The 14906-nt window shown below is 63.0% G+C and carries 13 protein-coding genes; 8 read left to right on the top strand and 5 right to left on the bottom strand.

The window, feature by feature from the left end; genetic code table 11:
- Positions 1 to 204 precede the first annotated feature (204 nt).
- From MnOB_RS28180 to arfB, 6 genes are all read left to right on the top strand, one after another.
- Positions 205 to 2421, top strand: a complete 2217-nt coding sequence (locus tag MnOB_RS28180; protein ID WP_077527841.1) for a TonB-dependent receptor — start codon at positions 205 to 207, stop codon at positions 2419 to 2421.
- A 416-nt stretch (positions 2422 to 2837) separates the two neighbouring features.
- Positions 2838 to 3959, top strand: coding sequence for a beta-ketoacyl-ACP synthase III (locus MnOB_RS28185; protein ID WP_077527842.1), 1122 nt, complete (start codon positions 2838 to 2840; stop codon positions 3957 to 3959).
- Positions 3959 to 4570, top strand: coding sequence for an RNA polymerase sigma factor (locus tag MnOB_RS28190; RefSeq protein WP_077527843.1), 612 nt, complete (start codon positions 3959 to 3961; stop codon positions 4568 to 4570). Before MnOB_RS28185 ends, MnOB_RS28190 begins: the two co-directional genes overlap by 1 nt.
- Positions 4564 to 4797, top strand: coding sequence for an anti-sigma factor family protein (locus MnOB_RS28195; RefSeq protein WP_077527844.1), 234 nt, complete (start codon positions 4564 to 4566; stop codon positions 4795 to 4797). Before MnOB_RS28190 ends, MnOB_RS28195 begins: the two co-directional genes overlap by 7 nt.
- A 282-nt stretch (positions 4798 to 5079) precedes the next feature.
- A complete protein-coding gene (locus MnOB_RS28200; RefSeq protein ID WP_077527845.1) occupies positions 5080 to 6414 on the top strand; it encodes an OprO/OprP family phosphate-selective porin in 1335 nt (444 codons plus the stop codon).
- 149 nt (positions 6415 to 6563) lie between these two features.
- Positions 6564 to 6977, top strand: coding sequence for an alternative ribosome rescue aminoacyl-tRNA hydrolase ArfB (gene arfB, locus MnOB_RS28205; RefSeq protein ID WP_077527846.1), 414 nt, complete (start codon positions 6564 to 6566; stop codon positions 6975 to 6977).
- Positions 6978 to 7137: 160 nt separating this feature from the next.
- Here the strand turns inward: arfB and MnOB_RS28210 are convergent, their stop codons facing one another.
- The 4 genes from MnOB_RS28210 to MnOB_RS28225 are packed head-to-tail and all read right to left on the bottom strand — an operon-like array spanning position 7138 to position 10780.
- Positions 7138 to 7743, bottom strand: a complete 606-nt coding sequence (locus MnOB_RS28210) for a c-type cytochrome (protein ID WP_077527847.1) — start codon at positions 7741 to 7743, stop codon at positions 7138 to 7140.
- Positions 7744 to 7753: 10 nt separating this feature from the next.
- Entirely contained in the window at positions 7754 to 8710 is a 957-nt protein-coding gene (locus tag MnOB_RS28215; protein ID WP_077527848.1) for a copper resistance protein B, read from the bottom strand.
- Complete coding sequence (locus tag MnOB_RS28220; RefSeq protein ID WP_077527849.1) at positions 8700 to 8978, bottom strand: hypothetical protein; 279 nt, start codon at positions 8976 to 8978, stop codon at positions 8700 to 8702. Before MnOB_RS28220 ends, MnOB_RS28215 begins: the two co-directional genes overlap by 11 nt.
- An 11-nt stretch (positions 8979 to 8989) precedes the next feature.
- Complete coding sequence (locus MnOB_RS28225; RefSeq protein ID WP_077527850.1) at positions 8990 to 10780, bottom strand: copper resistance system multicopper oxidase; 1791 nt, start codon at positions 10778 to 10780, stop codon at positions 8990 to 8992.
- Positions 10781 to 10997: 217 nt separating this feature from the next.
- Here MnOB_RS28225 and MnOB_RS28230 point away from each other — a divergent pair, with 217 nt between their 5' ends.
- On the top strand, positions 10998 to 12506 hold the full coding sequence (locus tag MnOB_RS28230; RefSeq protein ID WP_077527851.1) for a DUF3300 domain-containing protein: 1509 nt from the start codon (positions 10998 to 11000) through the stop codon (positions 12504 to 12506).
- 13 nt (positions 12507 to 12519) lie between these two features.
- The gene (locus MnOB_RS28235; protein WP_077527852.1) at positions 12520 to 13416 is read left to right on the top strand and encodes a DUF2950 domain-containing protein; all 897 of its coding nucleotides are present in this window, start codon (positions 12520 to 12522) and stop codon (positions 13414 to 13416) included.
- 213 nt (positions 13417 to 13629) lie between these two features.
- On the opposite strand, the gene MnOB_RS28240 is transcribed toward MnOB_RS28235, so the two are convergent.
- On the bottom strand, positions 13630 to 14292 hold the full coding sequence (locus MnOB_RS28240; RefSeq protein ID WP_077527853.1) for a hypothetical protein: 663 nt from the start codon (positions 14290 to 14292) through the stop codon (positions 13630 to 13632).
- Between the last annotated feature and the right edge of the window lie 614 nt (positions 14293 to 14906).

The raw sequence follows: 14906 nt of genomic DNA on the forward strand, positions 1-14906 counted from the left end.
CCCACCTTCACCATTCGTCGGCTTCTTCCTGTAATCAGCCGGTAGAAAAGGGATTGAGACGCGTATTCGTCTGCGAGACAGATGCTGAATCATTGGAAATTACAAATACCAACTATTCTCATTCCGTCTTGAGGAGCTTCGCCGGCAGGCTGGCTGCTTTGCGGCCAGTGCCAGATCCCCTTCGCCTTGCATGTAGGAACGATCATGGCCAACTCGTCGCTTCCCCCATTTCCCCTTCGTGTCTCCACGTTACTGCTCTGCTGCTCTCTGAATGGACTCGCCCTGGCCGCCGATGAACCCGAAGGTTCGACTGACGGCCAGGAAGGCGGCGCCGTGGTACTTGGCGCTACCAGCGTCAGCGCCAAGCGCGAGGCGCCCAGTGCGCTGCCGCCTGCCTATCCCGGTGGGCAAGTGGCGCGCGGTGGCCAGCTCGGCGTGCTGGGCAATCAGGACTACATGGACGTGCCCTTCTCGGCCAGCAGTTACACGGCCCAGAGCATCCAGGACCAGCAGGCCAAGGACATCGGCGACGTGCTGCTCAATGACGCCTCGGTGCGCCAGTCATTCGGTTTCGGCAACCAGTCGCAGATATTCGTCATCCGTGGCTACCCATTGAATTCCGACGACATTTCCTTCAATGGGCTCTACGGCATCCTGCCCCGGCAGATGCTTGCTACCGAGGCGGTGGAACGGGTCGAAGTGTTCAAAGGGGCCAACGCGTTCATCAACGGGGTGACAGCCTCGGGCACGGGCATCGGTGGCGGGGTCAACATCCAGCCCAAGCGTGCGGAGCAGGACCCCACCCGCAGCCTGACCCTCGACTACACCAGCGACCAGCAACTCGGCCAGCACCTGGACCTGGGCCAGCGCTTCGGCGAAGACAACCGCATCGGCGCGCGCATCAACCTGCTCAATCGTGAGGGTGACACCGCCATCGACGACGAATACCAGCGCACCCACCTGGTGGCGTTGGCGCTGGACTACCAGGGCGACTACTTCCGCCTCTTCGGCGACCTGGGCTACCAGAAGCAGCGGGTCAACCAGGGGCGCAACATGATCAGCCTGGCCGGTGGTCTCACCCACATCCCGCACGCCCCCGATGCCGATAGCAGCTGGGCCCAGCCCTGGACCTTCACCGAACTCGAAGACACCTTCGGCACGGTGCGCGGCGAGTTCGACCTCAATGACGACTGGATGCTCTACGCCGCCGCTGGCGTGAAGCACACCGATGAAACAGGCACCTTTTCCTCGCCCACACTGCTGGACGAAGCCGGCAACAGCAGTGGCGCCATCTCCTTCATTCCCCACGAGGAAAACAACGAAAGCGTGATGGCCGGTATCAATGGCCAGCTGCAGACCGGCCCCGTGAGCCACAAGATCAACCTCGGCGTGGCCGCCCTCTGGCAGGAGTCGCGCAACGCCTTCGACTTCGGCGCCGGCTACACCGACAACATCTATGACCCGACGCCGGTTCCGGCTCCGGCCCTCGGCGGTTTCACCGGTGGCGATATTCACGATCCCGGCGTCACCAGCAAGACCAACAACCGCAGTGCCGCACTGTCCGACACCCTGGGTTTGCTCGATGACCGGCTGTTGCTGACGCTCGGCGTGCGTCGCCAGTCGATTCGGCTGGAAACCTACAGCTATGACGGCGGCAATTTCGGAGGCGACGGCAATCGCACCAGCAAGTCTGACAAGTCCATCACCACGCCGGTCTATGGCGTCGTGTTCAAGGCCACGGAGCACATCTCCCTCTATGCCAACCGCATCGAAGGCCTGGCACCGGGCCCGGTGGCGCCCAACGACCCGACACTGGTCAACCCGGGTGAAGTCTTCTCGCCGGACCGCTCCAAGCAGATCGAGGCCGGGGTCAAGCTGGACATGGACAGTTTCGGCGCCAGCTTCGGCGTCTACCGCATCGAGCAGCCGGCCGACGGCGTGCGGGTGGGCAACGTCTTCACCCGTGACGGCGACCAGGTCAACAAGGGCGTAGAGCTGAACATCTATGGCGAGCCGCTGGATGGCCTGCGCCTGATCGCCGGCGCTACCTATATGGACACCGAGCTGAAGAGCACCGAGACCGGCGCGAATGACGGCAACCGGGCGGTGGGCGTGCCCGAGTTCCAGTTCAATGCCTCGATGGACTGGGATATCCCCGGCGTACCCGGCGCGGCGATCAACGCCCGCATGCTGCGCACCGGCGGCCAATATGCGGACCCGGCCAATGAACTCAGCATCCCGTCCTGGAACCGCTTCGACGCAGGCGCCCGCTACAGCTTCCGCGCCTACGAGAAGCAGCTCACCCTCCGGGCCAACGTCGAGAACATCACCGACAAGAACTACTGGGCCTCGGCCAACGGCGGCTACCTGACCCAGGGGGAACCGCGCACCTTCAAACTGTCGGGGACGGTGGATTTCTGAAGCTGCGAACCCGCCGTGGCCATTCGTGGCCACGGCTTCCCGATACCGCTTGTCCTGTCTTCGAAAAGCCTTACTACGCTTTGTCACCTGAAGGTCGCAAACTGACTATCCGTTCGCGTCACTTCCCCGATATTTTGGCGAAAGTCCCCGTCGCCAGCCGTCGTTTCTGGCGTTACCCTTCGCATCTGGATAAGAAGTGGACCACCCGCAAAGCAATCGTCGGCGATTTCGCCGACTGGCGCCGAACTCGCCAGCGGGGCGCGGCGAAGGATGTACGCGCGAAGGCTTCCACCCCTGTTTGCTGTTTCATTCCGCCTGGCGGGACGACTATTTTCCGCTGCCGGCCTGTCGTGGCCGGCGGCTGACTGCCTGAACCGGCCGTTCGAGCGAGCGGCCCAGCATCGAGAGGATCGACCGTGCACAACGTCGTAATCAGTGGCACCGGCCTGTATACCCCGTCCAACAGCATTTCCAACGAAGAGCTGGTGGAGTCCTTCAACGCCTATGTGCAGGCCTTCAATGCCGAGAACGCCGGCGCCATCGAGCGGGGCGAAATCGAGGCCCTGGCTGAATCCAGCGTGGCCTTCATCGAGAAGGCGTCCGGTATCAAGAGCCGCTTCGTGGTGGACAAAGACGGCATCCTTGATCCCAAGCGCATGACGCCACGCATCCCCGAACGCACCAATGACGAGTGGGGCATTCTCTGCGAGATGGCCGTTGCCGCCGCGAAGCAGGCGCTGGAGCGCGCCGGCAAGACCCCGGCGGACATCGACGGTGTGATCGTCGCCTGCTCCAACCTGCAGCGTGCCTACCCGGCGGTGGCGATCGAAGTCCAGGCCGCGCTGGGCATCGACGGCTTCGGCTACGACATGAACGTCGCTTGCTCCTCGGCCACCTTCGGTATCCAGGCTGCCACCAACGCGGTACAGACCGGCCAGGCCCGCGCCATCTTGATGGTCAACCCGGAAATCTGCACCGGCCACCTGAACTTCCGTGACCGCGACAGCCATTTCATCTTCGGTGATGCCGCGACTGCAGTGATCATCGAACGTGCCGACCAGGCCACCTCCAAGCACCAGTTCGACGTGGTCGGTACCAAGCTGCTGACCCAGTTTTCCAACAACATCCGCAACAACTTCGGCTTCCTCAACCGCGCTGCGGAAGAGGGCGTGGGTGCCCGCGACAAGCTGTTCGTCCAGGAAGGCCGCAAGGTGTTCAAGGATGTCTGCCCGATGGTGGCCGAACTGATCGCCGCCCACCTGGACGAGAACAAGCTCAACGTCACCGACGTGAAGCGCTTCTGGCTGCACCAGGCCAACCTCAACATGAACCTGCTGATCGCCCGCAAGCTGCTGGGTCGTGAAGCCGAACCGCAAGAGGCGCCGGTGATCCTCGACACCTACGCCAACACCAGCTCCGCCGGTTCCGTGATCGCCTTCCACAAGCATCAGGACGACCTGCCCAGCGGTGCGCTGGGTGTGCTCAGCTCCTTCGGTGCCGGTTACTCCATCGGCAGCGTGATCCTGCGCAAGCGCTGATGAGTCAACCGGCCGACGTTGACCTGCTGCCCCGGCTCCTGGCCGGGGAACAGGGGGCGTTCCGCGAGTTGATCGGCGCCTACCAAGGCGCCATGCGCGCGGTGGCCTACGCGATCGTCGGCCATCGGCATGCCGACGAGGTTGTGCAGGACGCCTGGTTCGCCGTAGTGCGCAACCTCGACGGTTTTCAGCAGCGTTCCAGCCTGAAGACCTGGCTCCTGACCATCGTCGCCAACACCGCCCGCAGCCGGCTCAAGCAGAACCGCCGCGAGGTGCTGCTCGACGACCTGCCTGCCCCCCATGGGACTATCGGTGATGCCCGCTTCGCCGAGGACGGTCACTGGGCGGCGATCGTGCCGGCCTGGCATGAGGATTCGCCCGAGGCCCTGCTCACCGGGGAAGAGCTGCGCGAATGCCTGGAGAAGACCCTGCTCAGCCTGTCGGAGATGCAGCGCAGCGTGGTGTTGCTGCGTGAGCGCCAAGGCCTGGAACTGGAGGAAATCTGTAATTTACTGGAGATATCGCTCTCCAATGTCCGGGTGCTGCTGCATCGTGGACGCCTGAAGCTGTTCGCCACCCTGGAACATTTCGAGGAGACAGGCCAATGCTGACGTGCAAGGAACTGGTTGCCCGCTCCAGCGAATTGCTCGATGGCGAACTCAGTTTTCGTGAGCGTATGGCTGTGCGTCGTCACCTCATGCTGTGCCGCAATTGCCGGCGCTTCATCAAGCAGATGAGGCTGACCCAGGCTGTCGTTCGCCTGCTGCCGGAGATCCCGGCTGCCGATGTGGACGATCTGGCCGCACACCTGGCGCAGAAACGCCGTGATTCCCTCTAGCCTTCCTTTCCCCGCCTCGTAGTAGTCGCGAAACGGCAGTTTCGCAAGTCGCCCCCTTCAATTCTTTTTTACGCGCCGAGCACGGAGAAATCGGCTGAAATCTGCGTGCTAGAGCACCTACTTGCTTATTGTCTTTCGAAGTAAAAAGTTCCGTTGTCACAAAATATTTATATATAAGCAACTGAGCTGAAATAACCCGCCGCCAAGATTCCCCACCAGCACCGACGAGCCCGAGACGCTCTCGTGTTTTCTAACGCTAAAGACCAATAGGGGAACCCTTCGATGATCCGTAAGCACTTCGCCGGTTTTGCCGCCAGCGCCATGGCTCTGGCCATTTCCGCCCAGGCTTTCGCCGGTACCGTTACCACCGACGGTGCCGATATCGTCATCAAGACCAAAGGCGGCCTGGAAGTCGGCACCACCGACAAGGCTTTCAGCTTCAAGCTCGGCGGCCGTCTGCAGGCTGACTACAGCCGCTTCGACGGTTTCTACACCGTGAACGGCAACACCGCTGACGCTGGCTACTTCCGCCGCGCGTTCCTCGAGCTGGGTGGTATTGCCTTCACCGACTGGGCTTACCAGATCAACTACGACTTCTCCCACAACGCCGGCGGCGACAACCGTGGCGGCAGCGGCAGCGACTCCAACGGTGACGGCTACTTCGACGAAGCCTCCATCTCCTACCTCGGCTTCGCGCCCATCGCCATCAAGATGGGTCGCTTCGACCCCGACTTCGGCCTGGAAAAAGCCACCAGCTCCAAGTGGGTGACCGCCCAGGAGCGTACCGCTGCCTATGACCTGGCCGACTACGTCAACCTCCACAATGGCGGCATGGGCGTACAGGTATCCGGCAGCTACGGCGCATCCCTGTACGGCTCCGCTGGCATCATGGCCAACGATGCCACCAACTCCGACAAGGACGGCGACAGCGTCAAGCAGTTCAACGCACGTGGCGTCTTCGCCCCGCTGCACGAGGCCGGCAACGTCCTGCACTTCGGCGTGAACTACGCCCAGCGCGACCTGTCCGACACCTCCTTCGACGGCCGTATCCGCAGCCGCCTGGGCATCCGCGGTGTGAGCACCGACGGTGGCCAGGACGCTGGCAACAACGGCAACCGCCTGGTACTGGCTGGCGCCAACAACACCCCGGTCGGCGCGTACGAAGACGACAGCACCTGGGGCCTGGAAGCTGCCTTCGCCACCGGTCCGTTCTCCATCCAGAGCGAATACCTGAGCCGCGAAGTGGAAGCCAAGGCTGCCAACCGTAAGGACATCGACGCTGACGGCTACTACGTTCAGGTTGCCTACACCCTGACCGGCGAAGCCCGTGACTACAAACTGGGCAAGTTCGACAAGATCAAACCGTCGAACAACCGCATCGGCGCCTGGGAAGTGTTCTATCGCTACGACAACATCAGTGCTGAAGACGACAACGGCGCCTTCGCCAACATCGACGACGTCGAAGCCAAAGTGCACAACGTCGGTCTGAACTGGTACGCCAACGAAGCCGTCAAGATCAGCGGCTACTACGTCAAGTCCAAAGTGGACAACGCCACCAACGCGGTTGGCGACGACGACGGCGACGGCATGGTCGTCCGTGCCCAATACGTGTTCTAAGCAGACACGGGTTTCCGCTCCTTTGCTTGAGCCCCGCCATCTGGCGGGGCTTTTTTATTGCTGCGGCCGGGATGGTGCAGACAAGCGTTTCTGGCAGGCGCCGCGCAGCCTACGTATGCTTTGCATCCTTGCCCCTGGTTTGCATGCCCATGCTGCTGATCTCCAACAGCGTCCACCTGCCTGACGACGAAATCGAGCTGACCGCCATCCGTGCCCAGGGTGCGGGAGGGCAGAACGTCAACAAAGTCTCCAGCGCTGTGCACCTGCGCTTCGACATCAATGCCTCATCGCTGCCGGACTTCTATAAGGAGCGCCTGCTGCAACTTCGCGACGGCCGCATCACCGGCGACGGCGTGATCATCATCAAGGCCCAGCAATACCGCACCCAGGAACAGAACCGCGCCGACGCCCTTGAACGCCTGGCGGAACTGATCCGCAGCGTGACCAAGGTGCAGAAGGCACGACGGCCGACCAAGCCCACACTGGGCTCGAAGAAGCGCCGGCTGGAAGGCAAGGCCAAGCGCGGGGTGATCAAGGCCGGCAGGGGAAAAGTGGACTTCTGAGACACGCCTGCGCTCCGGTTGGCAGGTTGTAGGAGCGAGCTTGCTCGCGAAAAGATCCCGCCCGGGCTGTTCGCGAGCAAGAACTCGGCGTCCCCCTCGCTCCTACACGTTCGGCGATGAGCCAGGCGCAGAAATCACGTTCTACGAACGTGGACGTCTATTAATGCGCATGCCCTTCTGCATCCCCATGCCCTTCTTCCTGGGTAACTTCGGCCTCATGCCCGTGGCCCTGGCTTCCCCCACCGCCATGCTGATGCCCGTCGCTGGCGGCAATCAACTGGCGATAACCGTCTGCATCCAGTTTGGGTAAGTGCTGAAGGAAGGCCACCATGCCCCAGATGTGCTCGTCGCCCATGCTCTTGCCCCAGGCCGGCATGCCGGTGGCCTTGATGCCGTGCTTGATCACCCAGAAGGCGGCTGCGGGGTCGCCGGCCACACCTTGTTGGCTCAGGTTCGGCGGAGCGGGGTAGAGGGCCTGGCTGAGCTCGGTGGCGGCGAGGCCGGGGGCAAGGTGGCAACCTGCGCACATGGCCGCGTAGTTGCCGGCGCCGGCGCGTATCAGCTTTGCGTCATCCAGGGGTGGAACCGGGATGTCGCGCGAACGAACCTCGATGGAGCGCTCACGCGCGGCGGTGAGGAAGGCGTGCACGAGGGAGTAGTGCGGGTCGTCGGCGGCGACGTTCACCACGCCGCTGTAAACCACGCCGCCCGCGCTGGCGGCGACCACCAGGCCGACGAGGGCCAGGGTTTTTATTGTTCTTTTCATGGTTGGGTGCTCAGAACCAGAAGCGGATACCGGCGACGAACCGGGCTTCGTCATTGTCGTCACCTTCTTCGCGGGCGAAGTCGGCGGTGTTGCCGTAGTTCCGATTCCAGTTCACGCCAATGTAGGGCGCGAACTGGGGCGTGAACTCGTAACGCAGGCGCAGGCCCAGTTCGGTGTTGCCCAGCCCGGAACCGACACCACGCTCGTGGTCATTGCGGCCGTAGACGTTGACCTCGGCCGCGGGCTGCAGGATGAGCCGGTTGGTCAGCAGGATGTCGTATTCGGCCTCCAGGCGCAGAGCGCTCTGGCTGCCCTCGCCGAGGTAGGCGGTGGCCTTGGTTTCCAGGCCGTACAAGGGCATGCCCTGGACGCCGAAGGCCGCCCACGTTTGCGGCGAGCCGGGCTTGAAGTCCTGGCGCACGCCGGCCACCACTTCCCACCAGGGGCTGATGGCGCGGCCATAAAGCGCCTGGAGTTCGGCTTCCTCGGTCGTGCCGTTGCCACGCTCCCCCTCCGAGCGGAACCACAACCGGTTGATGTCGCCGCCGATCCAGCCGGAAGCGTCCCAGCTCAGCACGCTGGCATCGTCGGCGTCCTGGTACTCCAGCTGGTCCATCAGGAAGAAGCTGTTGATGCCGCCGGTGTGCATGGTATGGGCCGGCAGCGCAGGAAAGGCCGCTGCGCGGGCGGCATCGGTCGGTGCGGGAATGGGCGTGCGGCTGCCGTATCCGTCCGTTTGGGCCGGTTGCTCGCCATGGTTCATCTGGCTGTGATCCATCGCGCCATGGTCCATCTGGCCGTGCTGCATCTGGCCATGGTCCATGGTGCCGTGATCCATCTGTTCATGGTTCATCTGCCAATGACCCATGGCGCCGTGATCCATGGTTTCGGCGGCCTGCGCACCGCCAGCGACGGCAATGGCCATCGCCAGGGTGAGCAGGGTAGGGCGCTTGAGGCTATCGATCATCGCTGTTTTCCGCTTTGGGCTTGGCGTCCTTGTGCATGGCGCCGTGGTCCATCTTGCTGTGATCCATATTCTTCATCTGGCTATGGTCCATGCCCGGCATCTGGCTGTGATCCATCTGGCCGTGGTTCATCTGGTCATGGGGCACGCCCTGTTTCTCGGCTGCGCCGGCCTTCTGGTGTGTCGCGTGGTCGTTCTCTCCGGCCCAGGCAGTGGGCACCAGCAGTGCAAGGGTCAGGGCGGCGGCGAGGGTTTGCAGCGATCGGTTCATGGTTCTCTACTTCATTCGTCCACGCGGACTTCGCGGAACATGCCCATGTCCATGTGGAACAGCAGGTGGCAGTGATAGGCCCAGCGGCCCAGGGCGTCAGCGGTGACGCGGTAACTGCGCCGGGTGCCGGGAGGCATGTCGACGGTGTGTTTGCGCACCATGAAGTTGCCCGCCTCGTCCTCCAGGTCGCTCCACAGGCCGTGGAGGTGGATGGGGTGGGTCATCATGGTGTCGTTGACCAGGGTGATGCGCAGGCGCTCGCCGTACTTCAGCAGCAGCGGCTCGGCATCGGCGAAGGGGATGCCGTCGAAGGACCAGGAGAAGCGTTCCATGTGCCCGGTCAGGTGCAGTTCGAGGGTGCGGCCGGGCGTGCGGCCATCGGGATCGGGGAAGGTGCTGCGCAGGTCGGCGTAGGTCAGCACGCGGCGGCCGTTGTTGCGCAGGCCGATGCCGGGGTCCGCGAGTTTCGGTGCTGGCATCATGGTCTGCATGTCCACCAGCGGGTTGTTGGCTTCGGACGCGGGGTGGGCCTGCATCTGGCCGCCCATCTGCGTGTGATCCATGCCCTGCATGGCAGAGTGATCCATGCCAGCCATCTGCGAATGATCCATGCCCGGCATCTGGCTGTGATCCATCCCTGCCATCTCGCCCTGGCTCTCGGCGCCATGCCCCATCGCGCCATGGTCCATGCCCATGTCGGCCATGCTGATCAGGGGGCGCGGGTCCGGTTGCGGCACCGGCGCGCTCAGCCCTTCGCGAACGGCGAGGGTGCCGCGGGCATAGCCGGAACGGTCCATGGATTGGGCGAAGATCGTATAGGCCTCGTCGCCTGTGGGCTCCACCAGCACGTCGTAGGTTTCGGCGACCGCGATGCGGAATTCATCCACGCTCACCGGTTCCACCGGCTGGCCGTCAGCGGCGATCACGGTCATTTTCAGGCCGGGAATGCGCACGTCGAAGTAGGTCATCGCCGAGCCGTTGATGAAACGCAGGCGAATCTTCTCGCCCGGCTGGAACAGCCCGGTCCAGTTGCCGTCGGGCGCCTGGCCGTTGAGCAGGTAGGTATAGGTGGCACCACTGACGTCCGCGAGATCGGTCGGGCTCATCTTCATCTCCGCCCACATCTTGCGGTTGGCCATGGCGGCGGCCCAACCGTCCTTGCTGACGTCATCGATGAAGTCGCCGACGGTGCGCTTGTGCTGGTTGTAGACGTCCGATTGCTTTTTCAGCTTGGCAATCACGCGCGCCGGGTCTTCGTCGGTCCAGTCGCTCAGCATCACCACGTAGTCGCGCTGGTACTGGTACGGCTCGGGTTCCTTCGGCTCGATGACGATGGGGCCGTACACGCCCACCTGCTCCTGGGCGCCCGAATGGCTGTGGTACCAGTAGGTGCCGTGCTGCTTCACCTGGAAGCGGTATTCGTACATACCGTCCGGCGCGATGCCGGCGAAGCTGAAGCCCGGCACACCGTCCATGTTGGCTGGCAGGATCATGCCGTGCCAGTGAATGGACGTGTCTTCGTCCAGGCGATTGCGCACCCGCAGGGTCACGGTGTCGCCCTCGCGCCAGCGCAGCAGTGGACCGGGGAGTGTGCCGTTGATGGTCTTGGCGATGCGCGCCTTGCCGGTGAGGTTCACCGGCGTCTCGCCAATGAACAGGTCGAACTCGGTGCCACTGAGCACCGTCGGCTGGCCCGGGCTGGTCACCGCCCAGACGGGGGTTTTCCACAGCCCAAGGCCACCGAGTATGCCGCCGGCGGCCAGGCCTTTGACGAAGGTCCGCCGCGAGGTTTTGCCATGCATGCCGATTCAATCCAGTCAGTCGAAAGAGGCGCCGCGCAACCCGTCGTTGCGCGGTTCAAGTGCAAAACTGCCACATCGGAAAACGGCAGGTGATTACATTTCTGTCAGCTTCCCCGGCCTGTCTTGCGTGGCTGGTCTATCGTTTCCGAACGGCAGCGGTAGGGCGCAGGCCTTTGCCGGGGTCAAGGACAACCAACCCGTTTGCGGGAGACGCAACATGGCCAACCGCACCCGTTTCAATGCCGTTCTGCTGGCCTTGCTGGCCTGCAATCCGGCCTTCGCCGCGACGGACGCCGGCATCTCCGCCGGCGAAAGTGGCGATACCCCCAGCGCGGGCGTTTCCGCCGTGCCCGAATCCACGCCCGAAGCCGCGCCGGCGCAAGCGGCCGCTCCCGCCGCCCAGCCGGCCGCGCCTCAGACCGTGTTCAAGACTGAAGAGCTCGACCAGATGATGGCGCCCATCGCTCTCTACCCGGACTCGTTGCTGGCCCAGGTGCTGATGGCTGCCACCTATCCGGGCAACGTGGCGGACGCGGTCGCCTGGTCCAAGGCGCATCCGGACGTTAAGGGCGATGACGCCGTGAAGCAGGTGGCCAACCAGCCCTGGGACCCCAGCGTCCAGTCGCTCGTGGCTTTCCCGCAGGTGCTTGCCACCCTCGGTCAGGACCCAGCCTGGGTGCAACGCGTGGGGGATGCCTTCCTCGCCCAACCCAACGATGTGATGGATTCCGTCCAGCGCTTGCGCCGCCAGGCTCAGGCCGCCGGCAATCTGCAATCCAACGAGCAGCAGACGGTAACTGTGCAGTCGGCTCCTCCACCCAGCTCCACTACCACCGTGGTGCAGCCAGCAGCCACCCAGACCATCGTCATCGAGCCTGCGAACCCGCAAGTGGTCTACGTCCCCAGCTACAACCCGACCGTGGTCTACGGCTCCTGGTCCTACCCGTCTTATCCCCCTCCCTACTATCCACCACCGCCCAGCTACGGCTATCCCATCGCTACGGGCCTGGCGACGGGCCTGGCCTTCGGTGTCGGCGTGGGCATCGTCAACTCACTCTGGGGCGACTTTGACTGGGGCGGCGGTGATGTCGACATCGACGTCAACAAGTACAACAACATCAACAGCAACCGGCAGATCAACCGCAACCAGAACAAGTTCGTCCACAACCCGGTCAACCGCCAGGGCGTGCCCTACCGCGACAATGTCAATCGTCAGCAGAATGGCCTGCGCCTGAATGGCAGCCAGCAGCGCGAGGCTGCGCGTGGGTATGACGCCAACCGCACCGCGGAACGCCAGAAAGCCCGCCAGAGCCTGCAGCAACGCGGCATCGAGGCTCCAGCCCGTACCAACCAGCAGGCTCGCGAACGCGCCCAGGCCGCCACTCGCGACATGCGCAATGACCCGCAGGCTCGCCAACGTGCCGAAAGCGCCCGGCAGCAGCGCCAGGCGGGTGATGCCAACCGCCAGCAACGCCCGCGAGCGCAGAACAACCAGCAGGTCCGCCAGCAGGCCCGTCAGCAGCACACTGCCGCCCGCAAGCAGGCACCGCGCAACAACGCCTTTGCCGGCGCGCGGCAGCCATCCCAGTCGCGCGCGGCGACCAGTCGGGGTGAGTTCAGTCGGGCCTCAGCCTCGCGTCCTCAAACTCAAAGGGCTTCTGCCGGCCGGCAGGTGCAACGTCCAGCCCACGCACCGTCTCGTGGCGGTGGTGGCCGTCGGCGCTGAAAGGAGACAGCACATGAATCGCGCAATCCGCATCTTCGCCCTGCTGTCGCTCGCCGCCTGCGCCATGGGCGCCGGCGCAATCGAGCGTTTCAAGACTCCGGACGCCGCAGCCGATGCCTTCGTCGCCGCCCTCGGAACCGAAAAGGCCGATGCCAATCGCCTCGCTGCTTTGCTGGGGGCCAACTGGCAGGAGTACATCCCCACCAAGGGCATCGAACGAAAGGACGTCGATGCCTTCATCGCCTACTACCGGGAAAAGCACAGCATCGACACCGCCACCAAGGGCCGCGCCCATGTCGTCGTCGGTAATGACCCCTGGACCCTGCCGATCCCCATCGTCCAGGGCAAGGAAGGCTGGAGCTTCGACGCCAAGGCCGGCGGCGAGGAGATTCGCCTGCGCCGCATCGGTCGCAATGAGCTGTCGGCCATCGAGGCGGCAGAGGCGTATCACGACGCGCAAATGGACTACGCCGAGGTCGATCGCAATGGTGACGGCATCCTCGAGTACGCCCAGAAGTTCATCAGCAGCGATGGCCAGCACGACGGTCTTTACTGGGCCGATGAAGACGGTACCGAGGAGAGTCCGCTCGGCCCGCTCTTTGGTGGCCAGACCAAGGGTGACGACTGGCACGGCTATCACTTCCGCATCCTCACCGCGCAAGGGCCGTCGGCCCCCGGTGGCGCTTACGGCTACATGCTCGGCAAGGCCATGAGCCGCGGCTTCGCCCTGGTCGCCTGGCCAGCCCAGTACGGCGACAGCGGAGTGATGAGCTTCATGATCAGCCACGAGGGCCAGGTATTTCAGAAGGACCTGGGACGCGACAGCGAGAAGATCGCCAAGGCCATGAAGATCTTCGATCCGGACAGCAGTTGGGATGAGGTCAAAACCGACGACACGCCGGACTCGTAATCGCGTAAACGGTTAAGTGATGCCTGTTGATGGGTATCGCTGCGCTCCACACCATCCTACGGTCAGCGTCAGCAGGTTGATCACTCGCTAGATCCGTAGGATGCGGTAGAGCGAAGCGAAACCCATCAAATCGTTTCAACGAAAAAGCCGCAGGGGCCTGATTGGCCCCTGCGGCTTTTTTCAATAAGGTCGGGCGTCCTTGCCCGCCCACGCTCAGCAGGTAGCGAGCGCGGGGGTCATTCCAGCAGGGACCTTGGCCTGGGCCGGGGTCCGGTTGGCGGCCCACTTCACCAGCAGGGTCATCGCGACGAAGCCGAGGCAGATGAGTACCGGGTAGGCGACCATGATTTCGCCCAGGGAGTATTTCCAGCTCAGCGGACGGGCAATTCCCAGCATCGCGCCGTAGAACCAGGACACCCCGGAAACGACACCCGAGAACAGCGCGAGGCTACGGGCGTTGATGTCCATCTTCAGCAGGCTGCCGGCCTTGTCCATCGCAGGCATTACCACGCTGTGCAGTACCCAGCCATTGAGGGTCAGCAGGGCGACCACAAGGATCTTGGACTGGAGTTTCGGGTTGAGGAAGTACATCGCACCCTTCTGCGAGTAATCCAGCGCGAGGATGCCGATGCCGGTCACCCAGAGTGCTGCCAGGGCGAGCAATACGGTCTTCTTCAGCGTATGCAGGTGTTCTTTATCGGCCTCGGTGGAGTCGCGGCCCTGGAACAGTTGCTTGACCATGGCGATATCGCTGGTCAGGACCAGGCCGATGGCCACGCAGCAAGCAATGAGGTGGGCGTAGACGACGCCCATGCGAGTCAGCTCCATGGTTGCCGGCTGCTGGAACAGGGAAGCAACAAGATGAAAAAGCTCCATGGTTTACCTCTTTCTAACAAATGGGCGCTGTACTGATGCAACAGCGGCATTGGAATTGTGTTAACCGCAAACTTTTTTGGGGACAAAAAATCCCCGGTACATGAACTCATGCACTGTGGAGTTGTTCACGATTTAGATGCCAAAGTCAGGCGCGCTAATCAGTGGTGTTGATATCAGGGCGCGTCCTGATCGCCGGGGCATAATAATCGCAACTTGCGGATTTTGATCAAAAAACGATCAAAAGTCCGACCAGCGGCAGTGCTGGAGATGGTTATAACGGCCCGCAAATAGTGAGAGATCGCCTCTAAACCGGTGGTTTCCGATAGCCATGAAGTCCATGTGGACAATGCGGAATTTTGATGACCGGTAGGTGGCAATTAAGCCATAAGATGGCTTATTTGCCATTCAGTGCCGGGTGGCGAGACCTTTTGTAGGAGCAAGCTCGCTCCTACAAGTGCCTTGTTTCACCATCTATGGCGTCCTCGGGCTAGCAGGATGAAGCCAGTCCGGTAGGGTGCGCCGTGCGCACCGGCGGTTTCACGCGGTGTCGAAGCTGATCCTGAAGTCGGTGCGCACAGTGTTCAGCCGGGGGACATAGGTAACGGGTGTCGGGA

The organism is Metapseudomonas resinovorans (assembly GCF_002003485.1).
GTDB classification, from domain to species: domain Bacteria; phylum Pseudomonadota; class Gammaproteobacteria; order Pseudomonadales; family Pseudomonadaceae; genus Metapseudomonas; species Metapseudomonas resinovorans_D.

Bases quoted from the DNA above. Each gene is read 5' to 3' on its own strand.
- MnOB_RS28220 (WP_077527849.1), bottom strand. From the start codon at position 8,978: ATGAACCGATCGCTGCAAACCCTCGCCGCCGCCCTGACCCTTGCACTG.
- MnOB_RS28215 (WP_077527848.1), bottom strand. From the start codon at position 8,710: ATGATCGATAGCCTCAAGCGCCCTACCCTGCTCACCCTGGCGATGGCC.
- MnOB_RS28230 (WP_077527851.1), top strand. From the start codon at position 10,998: ATGGCCAACCGCACCCGTTTCAATGCCGTTCTGCTGGCCTTGCTGGCC.
- MnOB_RS28200 (WP_077527845.1), top strand. From the start codon at position 5,080: ATGATCCGTAAGCACTTCGCCGGTTTTGCCGCCAGCGCCATGGCTCTG.
- MnOB_RS28195 (WP_077527844.1), top strand. From the start codon at position 4,564: ATGCTGACGTGCAAGGAACTGGTTGCCCGCTCCAGCGAATTGCTCGAT.
- MnOB_RS28240 (WP_077527853.1), bottom strand. From the start codon at position 14,292: ATGGAGCTTTTTCATCTTGTTGCTTCCCTGTTCCAGCAGCCGGCAACC.
- MnOB_RS28180 (WP_077527841.1), top strand. From the start codon at position 205: ATGGCCAACTCGTCGCTTCCCCCATTTCCCCTTCGTGTCTCCACGTTA.
- MnOB_RS28190 (WP_077527843.1), top strand. From the start codon at position 3,959: ATGAGTCAACCGGCCGACGTTGACCTGCTGCCCCGGCTCCTGGCCGGG.
- arfB (WP_077527846.1), top strand. From the start codon at position 6,564: ATGCTGCTGATCTCCAACAGCGTCCACCTGCCTGACGACGAAATCGAG.
- MnOB_RS28225 (WP_077527850.1), bottom strand. From the start codon at position 10,780: ATGCATGGCAAAACCTCGCGGCGGACCTTCGTCAAAGGCCTGGCCGCC.
- MnOB_RS28235 (WP_077527852.1), top strand. From the start codon at position 12,520: ATGAATCGCGCAATCCGCATCTTCGCCCTGCTGTCGCTCGCCGCCTGC.
- MnOB_RS28210 (WP_077527847.1), bottom strand. From the start codon at position 7,743: ATGAAAAGAACAATAAAAACCCTGGCCCTCGTCGGCCTGGTGGTCGCC.